Source organism: Klebsiella sp. (assembly GCF_027492335.1).
GTDB lineage: Bacteria > Pseudomonadota > Gammaproteobacteria > Enterobacterales > Enterobacteriaceae > Klebsiella > Klebsiella huaxiensis.
The window spans coordinates 1-21081 of sequence record NZ_JAPUEW010000052.1 but is presented as its reverse complement, the minus strand read 5'-3'; the positions used below and the strand labels follow the sequence as shown (position 1 = coordinate 21081).

General features: G+C 53.3%; 21 protein-coding genes. 14 read left to right on the top strand and 7 right to left on the bottom strand.

The features are described from left to right. Positions 1 to 92: 92 nt before the first annotated feature. Entirely contained in the window at positions 93 to 1214 is a 1122-nt protein-coding gene (gene ydiK / locus QVF11_RS16360; RefSeq protein ID WP_112213420.1) for an AI-2E family transporter YdiK, read from the bottom strand. A gap of 203 nt (positions 1215 to 1417) precedes the next feature. Between ydiK and ydiJ the strand changes: the two genes are divergently transcribed. After that, a complete protein-coding gene (ydiJ, locus tag QVF11_RS16355; protein WP_287858264.1) occupies positions 1418 to 4474 on the top strand; it encodes a D-2-hydroxyglutarate dehydrogenase YdiJ in 3057 nt (1018 codons plus the stop codon). After that, positions 4471 to 4881 (top strand): 1,4-dihydroxy-2-naphthoyl-CoA hydrolase, encoded by a 411-nt coding sequence (gene menI / locus QVF11_RS16350; protein ID WP_112213422.1) that lies wholly within the window; start codon positions 4471 to 4473, stop codon positions 4879 to 4881. The genes ydiJ and menI overlap by 4 nt, the downstream gene beginning before the upstream one ends. A gap of 33 nt (positions 4882 to 4914) precedes the next feature. On the opposite strand, the gene QVF11_RS16345 is transcribed toward menI, so the two are convergent. Beyond that, positions 4915 to 5103, bottom strand: coding sequence for a YegP family protein (locus tag QVF11_RS16345; protein ID WP_110275740.1), 189 nt, complete (start codon positions 5101 to 5103; stop codon positions 4915 to 4917). Between the two features lie 165 nt (positions 5104 to 5268). Between QVF11_RS16345 and QVF11_RS16340 the strand changes: the two genes are divergently transcribed. After that, the gene (locus tag QVF11_RS16340; protein WP_110275741.1) at positions 5269 to 5517 is read left to right on the top strand and encodes a GlsB/YeaQ/YmgE family stress response membrane protein; all 249 of its coding nucleotides are present in this window, start codon (positions 5269 to 5271) and stop codon (positions 5515 to 5517) included. 117 nt (positions 5518 to 5634) lie between these two features. Here QVF11_RS16340 and QVF11_RS16335 read toward each other — a convergent pair whose 3' ends face one another. After that, a complete protein-coding gene (locus tag QVF11_RS16335; protein ID WP_287858261.1) occupies positions 5635 to 5952 on the bottom strand; it encodes a hypothetical protein in 318 nt (105 codons plus the stop codon). A 776-nt stretch (positions 5953 to 6728) separates the two neighbouring features. Between QVF11_RS16335 and sufA the strand changes: the two genes are divergently transcribed. The 7 genes from sufA to ldtE all read left to right on the top strand — a co-directional run bounded on the left by sufA (position 6729) and on the right by ldtE (position 13336). Next, the gene (sufA, locus tag QVF11_RS16330) at positions 6729 to 7106 is read left to right on the top strand and encodes a Fe-S cluster assembly scaffold SufA (protein WP_112213424.1); all 378 of its coding nucleotides are present in this window, start codon (positions 6729 to 6731) and stop codon (positions 7104 to 7106) included. 2 nt (positions 7107 to 7108) lie between these two features. After that, a complete protein-coding gene (gene sufB, locus QVF11_RS16325) occupies positions 7109 to 8596 on the top strand; it encodes a Fe-S cluster assembly protein SufB (RefSeq protein ID WP_112213425.1) in 1488 nt (495 codons plus the stop codon). 16 nt (positions 8597 to 8612) lie between these two features. After that, positions 8613 to 9359: a Fe-S cluster assembly ATPase SufC gene (sufC, locus tag QVF11_RS16320; protein ID WP_110275745.1), complete on the top strand. Its 747-nt coding sequence runs from the start codon at positions 8613 to 8615 to the stop codon at positions 9357 to 9359. Next, positions 9334 to 10608 (top strand): Fe-S cluster assembly protein SufD, encoded by a 1275-nt coding sequence (gene sufD, locus QVF11_RS16315; protein WP_287858258.1) that lies wholly within the window; start codon positions 9334 to 9336, stop codon positions 10606 to 10608. The genes sufC and sufD overlap by 26 nt, the downstream gene beginning before the upstream one ends. Then, positions 10605 to 11825, top strand: a complete 1221-nt coding sequence (gene sufS, locus QVF11_RS16310) for a cysteine desulfurase SufS (RefSeq protein ID WP_287858256.1) — start codon at positions 10605 to 10607, stop codon at positions 11823 to 11825. Before sufD ends, sufS begins: the two co-directional genes overlap by 4 nt. Before the next feature lie 11 nt (positions 11826 to 11836). Beyond that, entirely contained in the window at positions 11837 to 12253 is a 417-nt protein-coding gene (gene sufE, locus QVF11_RS16305) for a cysteine desulfuration protein SufE (protein ID WP_110275748.1), read from the top strand. 99 nt (positions 12254 to 12352) lie between these two features. Beyond that, positions 12353 to 13336 carry a L,D-transpeptidase LdtE gene (ldtE, locus tag QVF11_RS16300; RefSeq protein ID WP_112213428.1) on the top strand — a complete coding sequence of 328 codons (984 nt, stop codon included), beginning with the start codon at positions 12353 to 12355 and terminating at the stop codon, positions 13334 to 13336. A 66-nt stretch (positions 13337 to 13402) separates the two neighbouring features. Here the strand turns inward: ldtE and lpp are convergent, their stop codons facing one another. From lpp to ynhH, 3 genes are all read right to left on the bottom strand, one after another. Next, positions 13403 to 13639, bottom strand: coding sequence for a murein lipoprotein Lpp (lpp, locus tag QVF11_RS16295; protein WP_003029373.1), 237 nt, complete (start codon positions 13637 to 13639; stop codon positions 13403 to 13405). A gap of 312 nt (positions 13640 to 13951) precedes the next feature. Then, on the bottom strand, positions 13952 to 15364 hold the full coding sequence (gene pykF / locus QVF11_RS16290) for a pyruvate kinase PykF (RefSeq protein ID WP_112213429.1): 1413 nt from the start codon (positions 15362 to 15364) through the stop codon (positions 13952 to 13954). A 6-nt stretch (positions 15365 to 15370) separates the two neighbouring features. Next, entirely contained in the window at positions 15371 to 15562 is a 192-nt protein-coding gene (gene ynhH, locus QVF11_RS28705) for a protein YnhH (RefSeq protein WP_420915791.1), read from the bottom strand. A gap of 312 nt (positions 15563 to 15874) precedes the next feature. Here ynhH and fumD point away from each other — a divergent pair, with 312 nt between their 5' ends. Further along, positions 15875 to 16087 (top strand): fumarate hydratase FumD, encoded by a 213-nt coding sequence (gene fumD / locus QVF11_RS16285; protein WP_287858252.1) that lies wholly within the window; start codon positions 15875 to 15877, stop codon positions 16085 to 16087. A 26-nt stretch (positions 16088 to 16113) separates the two neighbouring features. On the opposite strand, the gene QVF11_RS16280 is transcribed toward fumD, so the two are convergent. Further along, positions 16114 to 16752 carry a TetR/AcrR family transcriptional regulator gene (locus tag QVF11_RS16280; RefSeq protein WP_110275752.1) on the bottom strand — a complete coding sequence of 213 codons (639 nt, stop codon included), beginning with the start codon at positions 16750 to 16752 and terminating at the stop codon, positions 16114 to 16116. Positions 16753 to 16878: 126 nt separating this feature from the next. Between QVF11_RS16280 and QVF11_RS16275 the strand changes: the two genes are divergently transcribed. The 3 genes from QVF11_RS16275 to QVF11_RS16265 all read left to right on the top strand — a co-directional run bounded on the left by QVF11_RS16275 (position 16879) and on the right by QVF11_RS16265 (position 20997). Beyond that, positions 16879 to 18735 carry a bifunctional sugar phosphate isomerase/epimerase/4-hydroxyphenylpyruvate dioxygenase family protein gene (locus tag QVF11_RS16275; protein ID WP_287858249.1) on the top strand — a complete coding sequence of 619 codons (1857 nt, stop codon included), beginning with the start codon at positions 16879 to 16881 and terminating at the stop codon, positions 18733 to 18735. Between the two features lie 76 nt (positions 18736 to 18811). Continuing rightward, positions 18812 to 20131 (top strand): MFS transporter, encoded by a 1320-nt coding sequence (locus QVF11_RS16270; RefSeq protein WP_112213431.1) that lies wholly within the window; start codon positions 18812 to 18814, stop codon positions 20129 to 20131. A 29-nt stretch (positions 20132 to 20160) separates the two neighbouring features. Then, complete coding sequence (locus QVF11_RS16265) at positions 20161 to 20997, top strand: shikimate dehydrogenase family protein (protein WP_287858247.1); 837 nt, start codon at positions 20161 to 20163, stop codon at positions 20995 to 20997. Positions 20998 to 21081 lie beyond the last annotated feature (84 nt).

Here is a 21081-nt window from a genome sequence, read left to right as displayed (position 1 = left end):
AGTTTAAGTGGCATTGCCGGGCAAGGCGTTAGCTGCCGCCCGGCAAAAATACGAGCACAGTATTTAAAGGTGAGTTTCCCCGCCTTTTCACTCTATTTATCCAGAGGGGCTCGCGTATTCAGCTCGCTGAGCTCTTCCAGCACCAGGTCAGGATCTTTCGGCGGCAGTGGCGCTTCGTTGACCCACGCATCGTACAGACGCCAGGAGACGGCCAGCAGCACCGGGCCGATAAACAGACCAATCATGCCGAAAGCCACCAGGCCGCCGATTACGCCGGAAAGGATCAGAATCATCGGCAGGTCTGCGCCCATCCGAATCAGCATTGGGCGAATAAAGTTATCCATCGTGCCCACCACGCAGCTCCACACCAATAGTACGGTGCCCCAGGTGGTATCCCCGGTCCAGTACAGCCAGATAATTGACGGCACCAGAACCAGCAACGGCCCCAGTTGTACCAGACAAGTAAAAATCATCACCACGGTGAGCAGCGCGGCGTAGGGCACGCCGCTGATGGCAAGACCGATACCGCCCAGTACCGCCTGAACCAGCGCAGTCACCACCACTCCCAGCGCGACGGCGCGAATCGCCTGACCGGCGAGGATCACTGCCGCATCGCCGCGTTTTGCCGCCAGACGAGTTGCAAAGTGGCGGAATCCATAGGCCACCTGTTCGCCGCGCCAGTACAGCAGGGCGCTAAACAGCAGCATCAGGCCGCAATAAACCAACAGCTTGCCTATATGCGCCGCCTGGCCGACAAACCAGGTAGTGGTGGTGCCAAGGTAGGGGCGAATTTTGGTCATAATTGCCGTTCCCCCCATCTCCAGCAAATTATGCCAGCCGGTATACAGCTTATCGCCAATCAGCGGAATACTGTTCAGCCACGCCAGATCGGGCGGGGTAAAGTTGCCGCTGGTGACCACTTTAATAAGCGGCGCGCTGTTATCCACCAGGCTGTTGACCAGCAGTGCGATAGGGATAACGAACAGTAAAAAGAGCAGCAGCGTCATGACCAGCACGGCCAGAGAGCGTTTGCCAAAAAGCAGGCGCTGCAGGCGCAAAAGTACTGGCCAGGTGGCGATAACCACAGTGCCGGCCCAGGCAAATGACAGGATAAATGGCTGCACAACCCACAGGCAGGAAATAATAATCAGGGACAAAAACAGCACCGACAGCAGAACTTGCGGTATGTCCCGGGGCTGATTGGGGCTAATCATAGTGAAATTTTACCTTTGCAGTCGCGTCAAAAGGCTGACGCAGCGTAATTCCATATACTGATAATAATATCAATAAGTTCGCGCGCCTGATTTTGCACTTAATTCTGGCGGGCGCATATGAAAAAAATGTGATAAAAAGTTGAGTGCACAACGCAAACGTTTAATCACTTACAACACAACATAGTCAGGCAGGGTCGAGCGTCATGATCCCACAAATTTCTCAAGCGCCAGGTGTCGTTCAACTGGTGCTGAATTTTTTGCAGGTACTGGAGCAACAAGGTTTTACCGGTGATACCGCCACAAGTTATGCCGACAGGCTAACAATGGCGACTGATAACAGTGTATATCAACTGTTGCCGGATGCGATTTTATTCCCCCGTTCCACGGCAGACGTTGCGCTGCTGGCAAGAGTGGCGGCGGAAGAGCGTTTTAAAACGCTGATCTTTACGCCACGCGGCGGCGGCACCGGCACTAACGGGCAGGCGTTAAACGCGGGCATCATCGTCGATATGTCCCGCTACATGAACCGCATTATTGAAATCAATCCTGAAGAGGGTTGGGTGCGTGTGGAAGCCGGGGTCATTAAAGACCAACTTAATCAATATCTTAAACCCTACGGCTACTTTTTTGCGCCGGAACTGTCGACCAGCAACCGCGCGACGCTTGGCGGGATGATCAATACCGATGCCTCCGGGCAGGGCTCGCTGGTCTATGGCAAAACCTCTGATCACGTTCTCGGCGTGCGTTCGGTGCTGATCGGCGGTGATATTCTTGATACCCAGCAGATTCCCGTGACGCTGGCGGAAACCCTGAGCGCTGAACAGTCGGCAATCGGGCGTATTTACCGTACGGTTTATCAGCGCTGTAAAGCGCAGCGGCAGCTGGTTATCGATAAATTTCCCAAACTTAACCGATTCCTGACGGGCTACGATTTGCGCCACGTCTTTAATGACGAGATGAGCGAATTCGATCTGACCCGCATTCTGACGGGTTCAGAAGGGACGCTGGCGTTTATCACCGAGGCGCGGCTGGATATCACCCGTCTGCCGAAAGTGCGTCGTCTGGTTAATATTAAATACGATTCGTTTAACTCAGCGCTGCGCAACGCGCCGTTTATGGTTGAGGCGAAGGCGCTGTCGGTGGAAACCGTCGACTCGAAAGTGCTCAATCTGGCGCGGGAAGATATTGTCTGGCACTCGGTTAGCGAACTGATCACCGATGTCCCGGATAAAGAGATGCTGGGATTGAATATCGTCGAATTTGCCGGTGATGACGCCGAGATGATTGACCGCCAGGTGACGACGTTATGTCAGCGTCTGGATGAGCTGATCTCGCGCAACGAAGCGGGCGTCATCGGCTGGCAGGTTTGTAATGAACTCGACGGCGTGGAGCGCATCTATGCGATGCGTAAAAAAGCGGTCGGGCTGCTGGGTAACGCCAAAGGGGCGGCCAAACCGATACCTTTTGCCGAAGATACCTGCGTGCCGCCGGAACATCTGGCAGACTATATTGTTGAATTCCGCGCGCTGCTTGACGGTCATGGCCTGAGCTACGGCATGTTTGGCCACGTCGATGCTGGCGTGCTGCACGTGCGCCCGGCGCTGGATATGTGCGACCCGCAGCAAGAGATGCTGATGAAGCGCATCTCTGACGAGGTGGTGGCGTTAACCGCCAAGTACGGCGGCCTGCTGTGGGGGGAACACGGCAAAGGTTTTCGCGCCGAATACAGCCCGGCGTTCTTCGGTGAGGAGCTGTTTGGTGAGTTACGTAAGATTAAAGCTGCGTTTGACCCGGACAACCGCCTGAACCCCGGGAAAATTTGCCCACCGGAAGGCGTTGATGCGCCAATGATGAAAGTGGACGCGGTTAAACGCGGGACTTTCGACAGGCAGATCCCTATTGCGGTGCGCAGCTCATGGCGCGGTGCGATGGAGTGCAACGGCAACGGTCTGTGCTTCAACTTTGATGCCAAAAGCCCGATGTGCCCTTCGATGAAGGTCAGCAACCACCGTATCCATTCGCCGAAAGGTCGGGCGACGCTGGTGCGCGAATGGCTACGTCTGCTGGCGGATCGTGGTATCGATCCTAACCAGTTGGAAAACGATCTGCCGGAAAAACGTGCCAGCCTGCGAACCCTGGTCGAACGCACCCGTAATAGCTGGCATGCGCGCAAAGGAGAGTACGATTTCTCGCATGAGGTTAAAGAGGCAATGTCCGGCTGTCTGGCCTGTAAAGCCTGCTCGACCCAGTGTCCGATAAAAATCGACGTCCCGGAGTTCCGTTCGCGCTTCCTGCAGCTCTATCACAGCCGCTACCTGCGCCCGGTTCGCGATCATCTGGTGGCAACCGTTGAATCCTATGCGCCGCTGATGGCGCATGCGCCGAAGACCTTCAACTTCTTTATTAACCAGCCGTGGATACGCAAGCTGTCGGAAAAGCATATCGGCATGGTGGATTTACCGCTGCTCTCGACGCCCTCGTTGAAACAGCAGATGGTCGGCCATCGCTCGGTAAATACCACTCTGGAACAGCTGGAAGGACTGAGTGCTGAGCAGAAAGCAAAAATGGTGCTGGTGGTCCAGGATCCGTTTACCAGTTATTACGATGCGCAGGTGGTGGCCGATTTTGTCCGTCTGGTGGAAAAGGTCGGTTATCAGCCGGTACTTCTGCCGTTCTCGCCAAACGGCAAGGCGCAGCATATTAAGGGTTTCCTGACGCGCTTCGCGCGCACCGCGCAGAAAACTGCCGATTTCCTCAACCGCGTGGCTCAGCTAGGCATGCCAATGGTCGGTGTCGATCCGGCGCTGGTGCTCTGCTATCGCGATGAATACAACCAGGTGCTGGGCGATAAACGTGGTGATTTTCGTGTGATGCTGGTGCATGAGTGGCTGCCGCAGGCGCTGTCGGCGACAGCCGTGCAGGATCAGGGCGGCGAGTCGTGGTATCTGTTTGGCCACTGTACCGAGGTGACGGCGCTTCCCGCGTCGACCAAACAGTGGGCGGATATTTTCGCGCGCTTCGGTGCGAAGCTGGAAAACGTTAATGTAGGCTGCTGCGGCATGGCCGGGACTTACGGCCATGAAGTGAAGAATCACGCCAACTCGCTGGCCATCTACGCACTTTCCTGGCAGCAGGCAATGCAGCGTCTACCGCGTAACCGCTGTCTGGTTACCGGCTATTCGTGCCGTAGCCAGGTGAAGCGTATTGAAGGTAGTGGTGTCCGTCACCCGCTGCAGGCGTTACTGGAGATTATTGGATGATTTGGAAACGTCAAAGTACGCTGGAACAGCTGAACGCGATGGGTGACGGCAATATGGTCGGTCTGCTGGATATTCAGTTTGAAGCGATTACCGATGATTCGCTCGAGGCGACGATGCCGGTAGACGGTCGCACCCATCAGCCCTTTGGGCTACTGCACGGCGGCGCGTCGGTGGTGTTAGCCGAAACGTTAGGCTCGGTGGCCGGCTATTTGTGTAGCGAAGGAGAGCAGAAGGTGGTGGGGCTGGAGGTCAATGCCAATCACATTCGCTCGGTGCGTAGCGGCAGGGTTCGCGGCGTGTGCCGGGCGCTGCACGTTGGCTCTCGCCACCAGGTCTGGCAAATCGAAATCTCTGATGAGCAGGGGCGTCTTTGCTGCTCTTCGCGGCTCACCACGGCAGTGATATAAGATAATCAGGGGGGAGCATTTCCCCCCTGAACTTTACTGCGTCTCGTCTTTAATGGTTTCACTTGCTCCATTCTTCTGCACTGAAGCAATCCCCTTTTTCGCAGCCTCCTTAGATGAATACATTTCACTGGAGGCAATCGTTTCGTGATTATCCGCTTTTAGCACAAAATACCAGGGTTGAGAGACGTTCTTTTCCGATTTTTTTATGACGTAATAGCCCATTCTTCACTCCTTATATGAGTTACCCACGCCATAATCTGTAGACCATCATCTCTCATATGACAAGTATTCACATGATAAATATAAAATAATAAAAACTTCGTAATATATATGCTAATATTTTAGATACGAAAGATTTACAAGGTAACAAAGAGGACGGAGTTAGCTATGGGTATCATTTCCTGGATTATTTTTGGGCTTATTGCCGGTATTTTAGCCAAGTGGATTATGCCGGGGAAAGACGGCGGTGGTTTTATCGTTACCGTAATTCTCGGTGTCATCGGTGCTGTAGTTGGTGGCTGGATCAGCACCTTCTTCGGTTTTGGCAAGGTGGACGGGTTTAATTTTGGTAGCTTTATCGTGGCGGTAATCGGTGCGTTGGTGGTACTGTTTATCTACAGGAAGATTAAGAGCTAATTCTTCCTGCGCACGAATTGAGTCATAAAATGAAGAGGCTGCCGCCAATGTCGGCAGCCTTTTTTAATCGTTATAAATCACCTGATTGGCTGATAAATCCATGGCGAAGTTATAGGCTTACAGGCTCGGCATATCAGGCATTGGCACGACTTCCACGCGAACTTCATAATGTTTAGCTTTGCTGGCAGGAATAAGCGGTGTGAGTTTATTAATGGTTTCAACCGGGTTATCGGTTGCCACTGTTGCGGAGAATAATACCGGCTTTTGCGGTGGTAAAGGGGGAAACGGCATCGGACCGTGGCCCTGAGTGAGTTCAAACGGCGGATGGCCTGCATTATTGGCTGTCGGTACGGGAGCCTCTGCTTTATCTGCGGCAAAAGCGCTGGCGGCTGTAATCGAAACAATTGCGAAAAGTGCAATGATTGCTTTTTTCATTTTTATCACCTCGTGAGTTTGTGGATAAAAGCATAGAGGGTACGCTTTTGGCAAACAATCCCACGGCGGGCGAATCCTATGAATCTCCTTATTTCTTAACGAATGTGAAGGCCTTACCGAAGACGGCGAGGCTCACGGATTTATAGTGGGAAGAGGTTAATCGAGCAAAACGCTTATAATTAACAATACGACCATACACATCGACATTACATCTGTTTCTATATCCATAATCCAGTACTACATACGTTCCTGATAAGTCAGCATTGTGACATTGCGTTTAAAGATGAAGAAAATTTAGCAGCTCATTTTACACGAACTAGCTTTTGGCAAATAAATCTTTATTTCTGTGAAACAGGAGTACTTATAATGAAAATGAATAGAATCTATTGCATGAATGTATTTGCTTTGAAGTAGTATGAGAATTGTTCGTTTTTCGCTCACTCACTGCGAGTCGAGCACTGGGGCTAAGCGGCTGATTTGACACATCGGGGTAATCAGCAGAACGACTCTTTTTCTATTTCAAAAATCGGTATTTTCGATACATCTTTTCCATTGCACCTCAGAACACCGCCTGATAATAAATAACTTATTATTTTTCAGTATATTAAAACAAAAAATGATGGGCTGAAAACGCGGGGAACAGGGTCTATGCTTATAAAAAGTACAAAAAAAGAGCCTGATAGTGGAATACCCCTTCTCTGGATGGGTTGAAGTGATAATCATTATCACTAACATGGCGGGTATGCCCTGATGGCGTCAACCTATGAGGTAGAGCGATGGACTTACAAGCAGGAACTTTTAATCCCGACGATTTTAGCTGGCGCGGTCTGGAGATGACTCCGGCCGCCGCCGCCCATATTTGCGATCTGGTCCGTAAGCAACCCGAAATGCAGGGACTGCGTCTTGGCGTCAAAACCAGCGGCTGCGCCGGTTTTGGATACGTCCTCGAATTAATCGCCGAACCGGCGAAAGACGACCTGTTGTTCGAGCGTGACGGCGCGAAGCTGTGGGCACCGCTGCAAGCTATGCCGTTTATCGATGGCACCGAGCTTGATTACGTTCGCGAAGGCTTAAATCAGATCTTTAAATTCCATAATCCAAAAGCCCAGCACGAATGCGGCTGCGGTGAAAGTTTTGGCGTTCAGGCGGAGTAACTATGTCTCGTAATACTGAAGCAACTGACGATGTCAAAACCTGGAGCGGCGGGCCACTCAACTATAAAGAAGGCTTTTTTACCCAGCTACAGACCGATGAGCTGGCGAAAGGCATAAATGAAGAGGTGGTTCGGGCGATTTCTGCACGCCGCAATGAGCCAGAATGGATGCTGGAGTTTCGTCTTAATGCGTTTAAAGCCTGGCAGGCGATGGAAGAACCACACTGGCTGAAAGCGCACTACGACAAGCTGAACTATCAGGATTACAGCTATTATTCAGCGCCCTCCTGCGGCAACTGCGATGACACCTGCGCATCTGAACCCGGGGCTCAGCAACAAACCGGTCCCAGCGCATTTCTGACCAATGAAGTGGAAGAGGCGTTTAACCTGCTCGGCGTGCCGGTACGTGAAGGGCGAGAAGTGGCCGTCGACGCCATTTTTGACTCGGTTTCCGTGGCGACCACCTACCGCGAAAAGCTGGCGGAGCAGGGGATTATTTTCTGTTCCTTCGGCGAAGCGATCCACGATCACCCTGAGCTGGTGAAAAAGTATCTCGGCACCGTGGTGCCCGGCAATGACAACTTCTTTGCCGCCCTTAACGCGGCGGTCGCATCTGATGGCACCTTTATCTACGTGCCGAAAGGCGTACGCTGCCCGATGGAACTGTCGACCTACTTCCGTATTAACGCCGAGAAAACCGGCCAGTTTGAACGCACGATTCTGGTGGCCGATGAAGGTAGCTACGTCAGCTATATTGAAGGCTGCTCGGCACCGGTACGCGATAGCTACCAGCTGCACGCGGCGGTGGTCGAAGTCATTATTCATAAAGACGCCGAGGTGAAGTACTCCACGGTGCAAAACTGGTTCCCCGGCGACAACAACACTGGCGGGATCCTTAACTTCGTCACCAAACGTGCCCTGTGCGAAGGTGAAAACAGCAAAATGTCGTGGACCCAGTCGGAGACCGGCTCGGCAATCACCTGGAAATACCCGAGCTGTATTCTGCGCGGCGACAACTCTATCGGTGAATTCTTCTCGGTGGCGCTCACCAGCGGTCATCAACAGGCGGATACCGGGACCAAAATGATTCATATCGGTAAAAATACCCGCTCGACGATTATCTCGAAGGGGATTTCCGCCGGTCATAGTCAGAATAGTTATCGCGGGCTGGTGAAAATCATGCCGACGGCGACCAACGCGCGCAACTTTACCCAATGCGACTCCATGCTGATTGGCCCGGATAGCGGGGCGCATACCTTCCCGTATGTGGAATGCCGCAACAACAGCGCTCAGCTGGAGCATGAAGCCACTACGTCGCGTATTGGTGAAGACCAACTGTTCTACTGTCTACAGCGCGGGATCAGCGAAGACGATGCGATTTCAATGATCGTCAATGGTTTCTGTAAGGACGTCTTCTCAGAGCTGCCGCTGGAATTTGCCGTTGAAGCGCAAAAATTGCTGGCGATTAGTCTTGAACACAGCGTCGGCTGATAACAAAGGAAATAAGATGTTAAGTATTAAAAATTTGCAGGTCGCCGTTGAAGATAAAGAGATCCTGCGCGGACTGAATCTGGACGTTCGCCCTGGCGAAGTGCATGCGATTATGGGGCCAAATGGTTCCGGAAAAAGTACGCTTTCGGCAACGCTCGCCGGGCGCGAAGACTATGAAGTTACCGGCGGCAGCGTGGAGTTTAAAGGCAAAGATCTGCTGGATCTGGCCCCTGAAGATCGCGCGGGCGAGGGCATTTTTATGGCCTTCCAGTATCCGGTAGAGATCCCCGGCGTCAGCAATCAGTTTTTCCTGCAAACCGCACTTAACGCTGTGCGCAGCTACCGCGGCCAGGAGCAGCTCGACCGTTTTGACTTCCAGGATCTGATGGAAGAGAAAATTAAGCTGCTGAAAATGCCGGAGGATCTGCTGACCCGTTCAGTTAACGTTGGCTTCTCCGGCGGCGAGAAAAAGCGCAACGATATCCTGCAGATGGCGGTGCTGGAACCGGAGCTGTGCATCCTGGATGAGTCTGACTCGGGGCTGGACATTGACGCTCTGAAGATTGTTTCCGATGGCGTCAACTCCCTGCGCGACGGCAAGCGCTCGTTTATTATCGTCACCCACTATCAGCGTATTCTCGACTACATCAAGCCTGATTACGTCCACGTGCTGTATCAGGGTCGGATTGTGAAATCCGGCGATTTTACTCTGGTCAAACAACTGGAGGAGCAGGGCTATGGCTGGCTTACCGAACAGCAGTAACGCGCTGCAACAGTGGCATCATCTGTTTGAAGCCCAGAGCGAACAGCGTAGCCCACAGGCGCACCAGCATCTGCAACAATTACTGCGTCTGGGCTTGCCAACGCGTAAGCATGAAAACTGGAAATATACGCCACTGGATGCATTGCTCAACCAGACCTTTGTGACGGCTCAGCCGGAGGCGCTGACTCCTGCGCAGCGGGATACTCTGGCACTGCCCATCGATGCCTGGCGTCTGGTGTTTGTCGATGGCCAGTTTAGCGCAAGCTTAAGTGATGATCTGACCGCCAGCGGCTACGATGTCAGCGTGGATAACCAGCGCCAGGCGCTACCCGATGCCGTGCAGCCAGAGGTGTTTCTCCATCTCACCGAAAGCCTGGCGTCAACCGTCACTCACATCCGCGTCAAGCGTAATCAGCGCCCGCAAAAGCCGCTGGTAATTATGCATCTGACTCACGGACTGGCTAACGATGAGATGAACACCGCTCACTATCGGCATCATCTGGAGCTGGAGAGCGGCGCGCAAGCGACGATCATCGAACACTACCTGAGCCTGAACGGAGAACGCCACTTTACCGGCGCGAGGCTGACTATGTCGGTGGCTGATAACGCTCATCTCCAGCACATCAAGCTGGCCTTTGAGAACGCGCAGAGCTACCACTTTGCTCATAACGACATGGCGCTCGGGCGTGATGCCTCGGCTTTCAGCAGCAGTTTTCTGCTAGGCGCTTCGGTGCTGCGCCACCACACCAGTTCGCAGCTCAATGGTGAAAACAGCAACCTGCGCATTAACTCGCTGGTGATGCCGGTCAACAACGAAGTGTGTGACAGCCGCACCTGGCTTGACCACAAGGTGGGATATTGCAACAGCCGCCAGCTTCATAAAACCATCGTCAACGACAAAGGTCGGGCGGTGTTTAATGGCCTGATCAATGTGGCGCAGCATGCCATTAAAACCGATGGTCAGATGACCAACAACAACCTGCTGTTGGGGCGTTTGTCTGAAGTGGATACCAAACCGCAGCTGGAGATTTACGCCGATGACGTTAAATGTAGCCACGGCGCGACCATCGGCCGCATAGACGATGAGCAGCTGTTTTACCTGCGCTCGCGCGGTATCACCCAACAGGCGGCGCAGCAGATGATCCTTTACGCCTTTGCTGCAGAGCTAACGGAAGCTATCGACGATGAGGCGCTCAGGCAACAGATCTTGGCGCGTATTGGCCAGCGTTTGCCGGGAGGTATGGCATGACATTTTCAGTGGAACGGGTGCGTGCGGATTTCCCGCTGCTCAATCGTGAGGTTAATGGCCAACCGCTGGCTTATCTCGATAGCGCCGCCAGTGCGCAGAAACCGGAAGCGGTGATTAATGCCGAAGCAGAGTTTTACCGTCACGGCTATGCGGCGGTGCATCGCGGTATTCATACGCTCAGCGCGGAAGCGACGGCGCGAATGGAACAGGTGCGCCAGCAGGCGGCAACCTTCCTGAACGCCCGCTCAGCGGAAGAACTGGTGTTTGTTCGCGGTACCACCGAGGCGATTAATCTGGTGGCGAACAGCTGGGGGAGTGCCAGTGTTGGCTCGGGCGACAATATTATCGTCAGCGCAATGGAGCATCACGCCAACATTGTCCCGTGGCAGATGCTGTGCGCCAGAGTCGGGGCGCAGCTGCGGGTGATCCCGCTCAATCAGGACGGCACTCTGCAACTGGATGCGATCCCTGGTCTGTTTGACGAACGGACCCGCTTACTGGCTATCACCCAGGTTTCGAATGTGCTGGGCACCGAAAACCCCATTTCGGCTCTGATTGCTTTGGCTCATCAGCATGGGGCTAAAGTGCTGGTCGATGGCGCACAGGCGGTGATGCATCATCCGGTAGATATGCAGGCCTTGGATTGTGATTTTTACGCCTTTTCTGCGCACAAGCTGTACGGTCCAACCGGGATAGGCGTGCTCTATGTTAAGCAGGACATATTGCAGGAGATGCCGCCGTGGGAAGGTGGCGGGTCGATGATCGCCACCGTGAGCCTGACAGAAGGCACTACCTGGGCAAAAGCACCATGGCGCTTCGAGGCGGGAACGCCGAATACTGGCGGTATTATCGGCCTTGGCGCGGCGCTGGATTATGTTATCGCGCTCGGGTTGGAGCATATCGCTGAATATGAACAAACCCTGATGCGCTATGCGCTACAGGCGCTGAAGAGCGTGCCGGATTTAACCCTTTACGGCCCGGAAAACCGTCTGGGGGTGATTGCCTTTAATCTCGGTAAGCATCACGCCTACGACGTCGGCAGTTTCCTCGATAACTATGGGATTGCGGTGCGGACCGGTCATCACTGCGCGATGCCGTTAATGGCGTTCTACGGTGTTCCGGCCATGTGTCGGGCATCGCTGGCGATGTACAATACTACGGAAGAAGTGGACAGGCTGGTGGCTGGGCTGCAGCGAGTCCATAAATTATTGAGCTAAAGGAAGCAACGATGGCGGCTTTACCCGACAAAGACAAACTGCTGCGCAACTTTAGCCGTTGCGCAAACTGGGAAGAGAAGTATCTCTACATTATTGAACTCGGTCAGCGTCTGGCTTCGTTGAGTCCCGAGGAACACATCGCGCAGAACATCATTCAGGGCTGCCAGAGTCAGGTGTGGATTGTGATGACGCAGGATGAGACTGGTGCCATCGTGCTTCGCGGCGACAGCGATGCAGCCATCGTAAAAGGGCTTATCGCGGTGGTGTTTATTCTTTATGATCAGATGACCGCCAAAGATATCACCGCTTTTGACGTGCGTCCGTGGTTCGAAAAAATGGCCCTGACGCAGCACCTCACCCCATCCCGGTCGCAAGGACTGGAAGCCATGATCCGTGCAATTCGCGCGAAAGCGGCAATTCTTAGCTAGAATAAAACAGGTAGATTTCATTCTGTTATGCGCGACGGGAGTTTGCTTCCCGTCGGCATACAGGCCTGGCGTTTTATCAGCGAAAGAAGGAATCTCAGTATGAAACGCGCGTCCCTCATTACCATAACCCTTCTGAGCGCCCTCAGTGCGTCACACGCTGCCTGGGCCGTTGATTACCCACTTCCCCCAGCCAATAGCCGCCTGATTGGTGAAAACCAGTCCTGGACAGTGCAGGAGGACGACCGCAATCTACAGGCGATTGCCCGTCGTTTTGACACGGCGGCGATGCTGATCCTTGAAGCGAACGATACTATCGCGCCGGTGCAGCCTAAGCCGGGCACTCAAGTGCTTATTCCCTCGCAAATGTTGCTGCCTGACGTACCGCGAGAGGGGATTGTCGTCAACCTGGCTGAACTGCGCCTTTACTACTTCCCGCCGGGCGTGAATCAGGTGCAGGTTTATCCGCTGGGAATTGGCCAACAGGGGCTGGAAACGCCGGAGATGACTACCCGTATCGGACAGAAAATCCCTAATCCGACCTGGACGCCGACGGCGGGCATACGAGCACGCTCGCTGGAGAAAGGAATTAAATTGCCGCCGGTAGTGCCAGCAGGGCCGTATAACCCGTTAGGACGCTATGCGCTGCGTCTGGCGTACGGTAACGGCGAGTATCTTATTCATGGCACTAATGCGCCGGACAGCGTGGGGCTACGCGTCAGCTCAGGCTGTATGCGGATGAATGCCGCGGATATTCAGTCTTTATTCAGTCAGGTTAGAAGTGGCACGCCGGTGCGTATTATCAATCAGCCGGTGAAGTTCGCCGTAGAGCCTGACGGCAAACGTTATGTTGAAGTTCATCGTCCGTTAACATCTGATGAAGGTAGTAATACGCAGACGATGGCCTATACGCATCCTGCGGAATTTCATCAGTTTGCTGGCAATAAAGCGATAGATGAGGCGTTACTTAAGCGCGCGCTGACCAGACGAGCGGGGTATCCGGTGGCGGTATCAGGTAGTGAGAACGCGACCTCGACGTTGTCGGTACAAAATGCGCCAGTGGATGAAGCGAAAAGAACGCAGTAGGCGAGGTGAAAAGCAAAGCAAAAAAAATGGCGCACAAGGTGCGCCATTTTTATTACACAGATACTATTACTTACGGTATTTAGTAGCTGCGTTGTCCAGACGCTGGTTAGCGCGTGCTGCGTCATCTTTAGCAGCCTGAACGTCGGAACGCATTGCGTTCACGTCGTTGCTCAGCTGGTCAACTTTAGCGTTCAGAGTCTGAACGTCAGAAGACAGCTGATCGATTTTAGCATTGCTGGAGCAACCAGCCAGCAGAGTAGAACCCAGGATTACCGCGCCCAGTACCAGTTTAGTACGATTCATTATTAATACCCTCTAGATTGAGTTAATCTCCATGTAGCGTTACAAGTATTACACAAACTTTTTTGTGATGAGAATATTTTTTTACTTGAATGCACTTATTTTTGATCGTTCGCTCAAAGAAGCATCGAAATCGTCGCTTTAGTTTAAAAACGCGTGTGAAAACAGCACGCTTCCATCGGATTCATCTTAGATAATCTCTGGTTAAATAGTAAATTCCGATTTGCATTTTTATTAATAGTAGCTAGTACTAAAATAAAAAAAAGCGCCCCGAAGAGGCGCTTTTAAAGGAAATACTAATTAACCTGTAAATTATTACAGCACGTGCACAGAAGCGGTATTGGTGGTTCCGCTTGGGACTAACGCGCCGGAAACCATAACAACTACGTCACCTTTGCGTGCCAGGCCGCTTTGCAGCGCCAGCTCTTTACCCTGGATATAGAAAGCATCAGTAGAAGAAATATCTTCTACCAGCTGCGCCACAACACCTTTGGTCAGCACCAGCTGACGCGCAGTAGTTTCGTTGGTGGTCAGCGCCAGGATGGTCGCATCCGGGAAGTATTTACGTACGGCACGTGCAGATTTTCCGCCCTGGGTCGCGACAACAATCAGCGGCGCTTCCAGTTTTTCAGCCGTTTCAACCGCACCGCGGCATACCGCTTCGGTGATGCGCAGCTTACGGTTGTCGTTGTTGAACTCCAGACGGCTGGTCATCACGCGGTCGGTACGTTCACAGATGGTCGCCATGATGGTGACTGCTTCCAGCGGATATTTACCTTTTGCGGATTCGCCGGACAGCATCACTGCATCGGTACCGTCGAGGATGGCGTTAGCCACGTCGCCTGCTTCAGCACGGGTCGGACGCGGGTTTTTGATCATGGAATCCAGCATCTGAGTCGCGGTGATAACCACTTTACGCGCGCGGATACATTTCTCGATCATCATCTTCTGAGCGAAGATAACTTCTTCAACCGGGATCTCTACGCCCAGGTCTCCACGTGCAACCATGATGCCGTCAGACGCTTCGAGGATCTCGTCGAAGTTGTTCAGGCCTTCCTGGTTTTCGATCTTGGAGATGATCTGGATCTTCTCGCCACCATGGGCTTTCAGGTGCTCACGGATTTCAACGACGTCAGAACGTTTACGGATAAAGGAAGCAGCAACAAAGTCAACGCCTTGCTCGCAACCGAAGATCAGGTCCTGTTTGTCTTTTTCAGCCAGGGCCGGCAGGGCGATGGAAACGCCCGGCAGGTTAACGCCTTTGTTCTCGCCGAGGTCGCCGTTGTTCAGTACTTTACAGACAACTTTATTACCTTCGATTGCGGTGACTTCCATACCGATCAGACCATCGTCTACCAGCACAGTGTTGCCAACGCTCAGGTCGCTGGTGAAACCTTCATAGGTCACCGCAACGATATCGTTATTACCGACAACGGATTTATCGGTGGTGAAGGTGAAAGTCTGACCAGCTTTCAGGGAAACGTCATTACCGCCTTCCAGCTTAATGGTACGAATTTCCGGACCTTTGGTATCCAGCAGGATAGCCGCTTTCTTACCGGTTTTACTCATCACATTGCGCAGGTTCTGGATGCGCTGACCGTGTTCCGCATAGTCACCGTGAGAGAAGTTCAGACGCATAACGTTCATGCCCGCGTCCAGCATTTTGGTCAACATCTCTTCGGATTCGGTTTTCGGACCGATGGTGCAAACAATTTTGGTCTTTTTCATGACAGTTTAATCTTTAAGTTGTGAAGGATAAGGATGGGGAAATCTCACTCCGTGGGCGCACTGCCGCGGAGTTAAACCTGTATTACGAAAGTTGCTATGCCACGCTCTAAGGATAGGTGACAACAATAGAGCGTGCAGAAGAAAGTGTGCTGGCGGTTCAGCCCATGAAAAGAGGCAATGTGTTATGCGTTTAGTCATGCAATCCAATGCGCTGAAACCATTCAATACGAATTTGTTGGGCATTATACGTTGCCAAATCCAAAAAAGAAAATGAAAACCATGTTTCATTTCTATAGTTATATACTTAACAAAAAGCAAACTAATCCTATGATTTTGCGCAACACATTTTTTCATCTGGTGACAAGATAAATAGCGCGAAAACGCGGATTTATTCACAAGTTTTGCAGAGAAAATCATCTGCTGGTCAGCAAAAGCGGCACTGGTTTGATTTATCCAGAAAATATATCAATAATGATTTGATTGATAATGAAAATTTGTGAGCCAAATACAATGGGAAATAAAGCGAAAGACGACGAACTGTACCAGGAAATGTGTCGTGTAGTCGGCAAAGTCGTGCTTGAAATGCGCGATTTGGGCCAGGAGCCGAAACATATCGTTATCGCCGGCGTCCTGCGCACCGCTCTGGCTAACTCTCATGTTCAGCGTTCCGAACTGACGCAGGAAGCGATGACGAAAGTTGTCCATGCTCTTTCAGGAAACTAGCCGTTCCCGCGCGTTGCCTTTACGCTTCAGGAAATGACGAAGCGAACCACCGCTTTGACGGCAATATCGCAGTGATGTGTGACCATCGCTTCATCATCAATTTCCGGCAACGGATCGTCGAGATACAGGCTGCTGAAGGTATAAAAGTTTGATACCTGATAAAAGCTAAAGCTACTGATCAGCCGATGCACATCGCGCGCTTCCAGTCCTGCCTGAAACACCCCTTGCTGCTGGCCGCGCTGAAGAATGTCTTCCAGAATCGATAGGGCGGTGCGGTTTAGCGGTTTTAACTGACCGGAATTTTTTAGCCATTTTCCGCGCTGCATGTTTTCCATACAGATCACCCGCATATAGTCGGCGTGCGTAGCGTGATAGCGTACGCTCCACTTCACCAGTTGCACCAGCGCCTCAACCGGCGGCACGTTTTCCAGCCCAAGCTGCTGCTCGGTTTCGCGAATACGTGCATAGATGTGCTGGAGCACCGCCTGATAGAGCTGCTCTTTGGTCTTGAAGTAATAAACCACCATCCTTTTCGTGGTCTGCGCTTCGGTGGCGATCTGCTCCATTCGCGCACCTGACAATCCATGCTCGGCGAAAACGGTAATGGCAGCGGCAAAGATCCGCTCTTTCAGGGATTGTGCCTCATCGTGAGCAACGGCGGACATAATGGCTCCTTTTTAATAAGATGCAAAAAATACACATATTGATCACAATTTGGCAACCCACCATGGCGCGATTGAACCAAATGATACATATTCAGGTCTTAGGTCAGCTAATGACACGAGGACTTTATGCTGCGCTCAATCGCCACCGTCTCCATCTCCGGCACCTTACCCGAAAAGCTGCACGCGATTGCCGCAGCGGGTTATCAGGGCGTCGAAATCTTCGAAAACGATCTGCTCTATTATACGGGTTCGCCAGCCGATATCCGTCATCTGGCAGCCGATTTAGGGCTAAAAATCACGCTTTTTCAACCCTTTCGTGATTTTGAAGGCGCCAGCCGCAGTCAGTTCGAAGCGAATCTGGAGCGTGCAAAGCGCAAATTCGCGCTAATGCACGAGCTGGGCTGCGGCACCATGCTGCTATGCAGCAACGTTCAGCCGGACTGTTCTGCTGATGTCGAACGACAGGTCGCAGATTTACGCGCGCTGGCCGAACTGGCAGAACAAGAAGGGATCGCCATTGGTTACGAGGCGCTGGCCTGGGGCACGCACGTTAACCGCTGGCATCAGGCCTGGGAGCGAGTCAAAAGCGTCAACAGTCCGGCGCTGGGCATTGTGCTCGACAGCTTCCACGTACTGGCGCGCGGCGACACGTTGCAAAGACTGGCGGAAGTACCGCCGGAGAAAATCATCTTTGTGCAGATGGCCGACGCGCCGCTGATGAAGATGGATATTCTGGAATGGAGTCGGCATTTCCGCTGCTTTCCCGGACAGGGGCAGCTACCGCTGGTGGACTTTGCCTGTGCGCTAACCCGTTGCGGCTATCGCGGCCCGTGGTCGCTGGAGATTTTCAATGATAGCTTCCGCGCCTCGCCCAACAATGCGACGGCGAAAGATGGCTATCGTTCTTTGCTGTGGCTGGAAGAGCAGACCCGTCAGCGGCTGCCGCAGAGCAGCGCGCCGTTGTTCGCACTTCCTGAACTTCCTGAATACGCCGGGCTGGAGTTTATTGAGTTCGCCGCGAATCCAGCGGAGGCTAAAGGGCTGGGGCAACGGCTGGCGCAGCTTGGCTTTGCTGAAGAAGGAACGCATCGTTCAAAACGCGTCTCCCTTTGGCGCAACGGCGGGGCCCGGGTGGTCGTCAACGCGCAACTGCACAGCTGGGCCGATCATTTTCACCAGCGCCACGGGGTTTCATTGTGCGCCATGGCGCTGCGCGTTAGCCAGAGTGAGGCGATTGTCGAACGCGCGCGTGCCTACGGCTACGCAACCTGGCAAGGAGATGCCGGGCCAAACGAAAGCCCTATCCCGGCGATTTGCGCTCCGGACGGTAGCCTTATCTATTTGATTGAAGTGGGTGATGACATCTATACCCGTGATTTTCATCTGCGCGCGAATCTTACGCTACGTGACGATTATTGCGGCATTGACCATCTTGCCCTTGGAATGGAAGCGGATAGCCGCGATAACTGGATTATCTTTTTCCGTAGCGTATTTGGCTTCACGCTTGAGCATGAGCAGACGCTACCGGATCCGTACGGGTTGGTGCGCAGTCTGGCGGTGCGCAGTCCGCAGGGGGACATTCGCCTTGCATTAAATATCTCGCAAAGCCGCGCCACACAAATTGCCCGCTCGGTCGCCTGCTATCAGGGGGCAGGTTTACAGCATGCCGCTTTTGCCTGCCACGATTTATCCGCGACGCTGGAAAACCTGCCACAGCTCTCGGTCAATGCACTGCCGATCCCGGCGAACTACTATGAGGATTTGCTGGCCCGTTTTGGCGACGGCTGTTCAGTCAATCTGCTGAAAAATCATAGTATTCTCTATGACCGCGATAACAGCGGCGGTGAGTTCCTGCATCTCTATACCCGCCCGTTCTCTACGGGGCGCTTTTTCTTTGAATTGACCGAGAGACGCAACAGTTACGCACTTTATGGTGCTGTAAATGCAGCTGTACGCTTGTCAGCAATGCAGTACACCGAGTAATGTAGCAGATGGTTCGTTTGAGAACGCCACCAACACAATAACAACACATATCTGTACCCTATGACAGGAAACGACTATGAACTCTTATAGCCAAAATCAGGCGACGGCGGGTGCTGCGGCCAGGGGGCGTCCATCCCGGCGGCGTATCGGGATCCTTGCGTTGCTGGCCGTCGGCACGATGATTAACTACCTCGACCGTACGGTGTTGGGGATTGCCGCACCGCAGCTGACCGCTGAACTGGGTATAGATGCCGCGGTGATGGGGATCGTCTTCTCCGCTTTTGCCTGGACCTACGCGCTGGCGCAGATCCCTGGCGGCATCTTTCTCGATCGCTTTGGCAACAAAATTACCTATTTTCTGGCGTTGACCCTGTGGTCGCTATTTACCATGTTCCACGGTATGGCGGTGGGCCTGAAAACGCTGCTGCTTTGCCGCTTTGGTCTTGGCGTCAGCGAAGCGCCCTGTTTCCCGGTGAACAGTCGGGTAGTGAGCGCCTGGTTCCCGCAGCAGGAGCGTGCGAAAGCGACGGCGGTTTATACCGTCGGCGAATATCTCGGGCTGGCCTGCTTTTCACCGCTGCTGTTCTGGATTATGGGCAGCTTCGGTTGGCGGGCGCTGTTTATCAGCGTGGGTGCGGTCGGCGTAATGTTTGCGCTGGTGTGGTGGCGCTGCTATCGCGAGCCGCATGAGGATAAGCATCTTAATCAGCAGGAGCGCGAGCATATCGTCAACGGCGGCGGGATGACGACCGGAGCGGAACAACACACGGCATTTAGCTGGCCGCTGATTCGCCAACTGCTGGCCAAACGGCAGATTCTCGGTGCCAGCATCGGTCAGTTCGCCGGTAATACGGTACTGGTCTTCTTCCTTACCTGGTTCCCGACCTATCTGGCGACCGAACGCCATATGCCGTGGATCAAAGTCGGCTTCTTCGCCATTATGCCGTTTCTCGCGGCGGCGGGTGGCGTGATGTTCGGCGGTTGGGTTTCGGACAAATTACTGAAAGCTACCGGCTCGGCAAACCTCGGACGCAAGCTGCCGATTATTGCCGGTCTGCTGATGGCGAGCACCATTATTTCCGCCAACTGGCTGACCAGCGATCTGGCGGTCATTCTGGTGATGTCGTTTGCCTTCTTTGGTCAGGGAATGGTCGGTCTGGGCTGGACGTTAATTTCTGATATCGCTCCAAAAGGCCTAGGCGGTCTGACCGGCGGCTTGTTTAATTTCTGCGCCAACCTTGCCGGCATCCTGACGCCGCTGGTAATTGGTTTCATTGTGGCTGCCTCAGGTAATTTCTTCTACGCGCTGATTTATATCGGTGGCGCTGCGCTGCTTGGCGTAGCGGCATATGTGTTTATTTTGGGCGACGTGAAGCGTATTGAACTTTCGCAGTAACATTTTTGCAGTAACTAAAGGAGCAGGGCATGGTGATTAGTGGTAATACGCGGCTGATAGCGCATCTTGGCTACCCAACTGCCAAATTTAAAGCGCCGATGATTTATAACCCGTGGTTTGCCCATCAGCAGGTTGACGCCAAGGTGGTGCCAATGGGTGTGAAGCCAGAGGATTATGCCGCCTTTGTGCCGGCGCTGTTTAAGATGACTAATATTATCGGCGCGCTGGTCACTATGCCGCACAAAATCGCCACCTGTGACCTGGTCCAGCATATCAGCCCGACGGCGGCGATTGCCGGAGCCTGTAACGCGATTCGCCTTGAAGCTGACGGCAGCCTGAGCGGCGATATGTTTGATGGAGAAGGGTTTGTCCTCGGCATTCAGCGTAAAGGTTTCGTGACACAAGGGGCGCGAGCGCTGGTGGTTGGTAGCGGCGGCGTAGGCTCGGCCATTGCCGCTTCGCTGGCGGCAGCAGGCGTTAGCGCCCTGACGCTATACGATGCCCGTCCGCAGACCGCTGAAGCGCTGGCTGAGCGTCTGCTTGCGCACTATCCTCAGCTGGATATTACCCTGATGCAGCGCGACCCGCAGGGGCACGATCTGGTGGTTAACGCGACGCCGCTGGGAATGAAAGAGGGCGATCCGCTGCCGCTGGATCCGCAGCGTCTGACGCCGGGAACGTTTGTTGGCGAAGTGGTGATGGCCCAGGAGTTCACGCCATTATTGCTGGCGGCACAGGCGGCGGGATGCCCAATCCAGCGCGGTACCGATATGCTGTTCGAGATGATCCCGGCCTATTTGCGCTTCTTCAACCTGCCGGTGGCAACTCCGGAACAGCTGCGCGAGCTGGCGGAAATTCGTTACTGAAACGGCTGAATCCGGTTAATATAGCGCTATATTTAATGAGATGGTCACTCCCTCCTTCCCGGTACTATGCTGAGGATAGGCTTT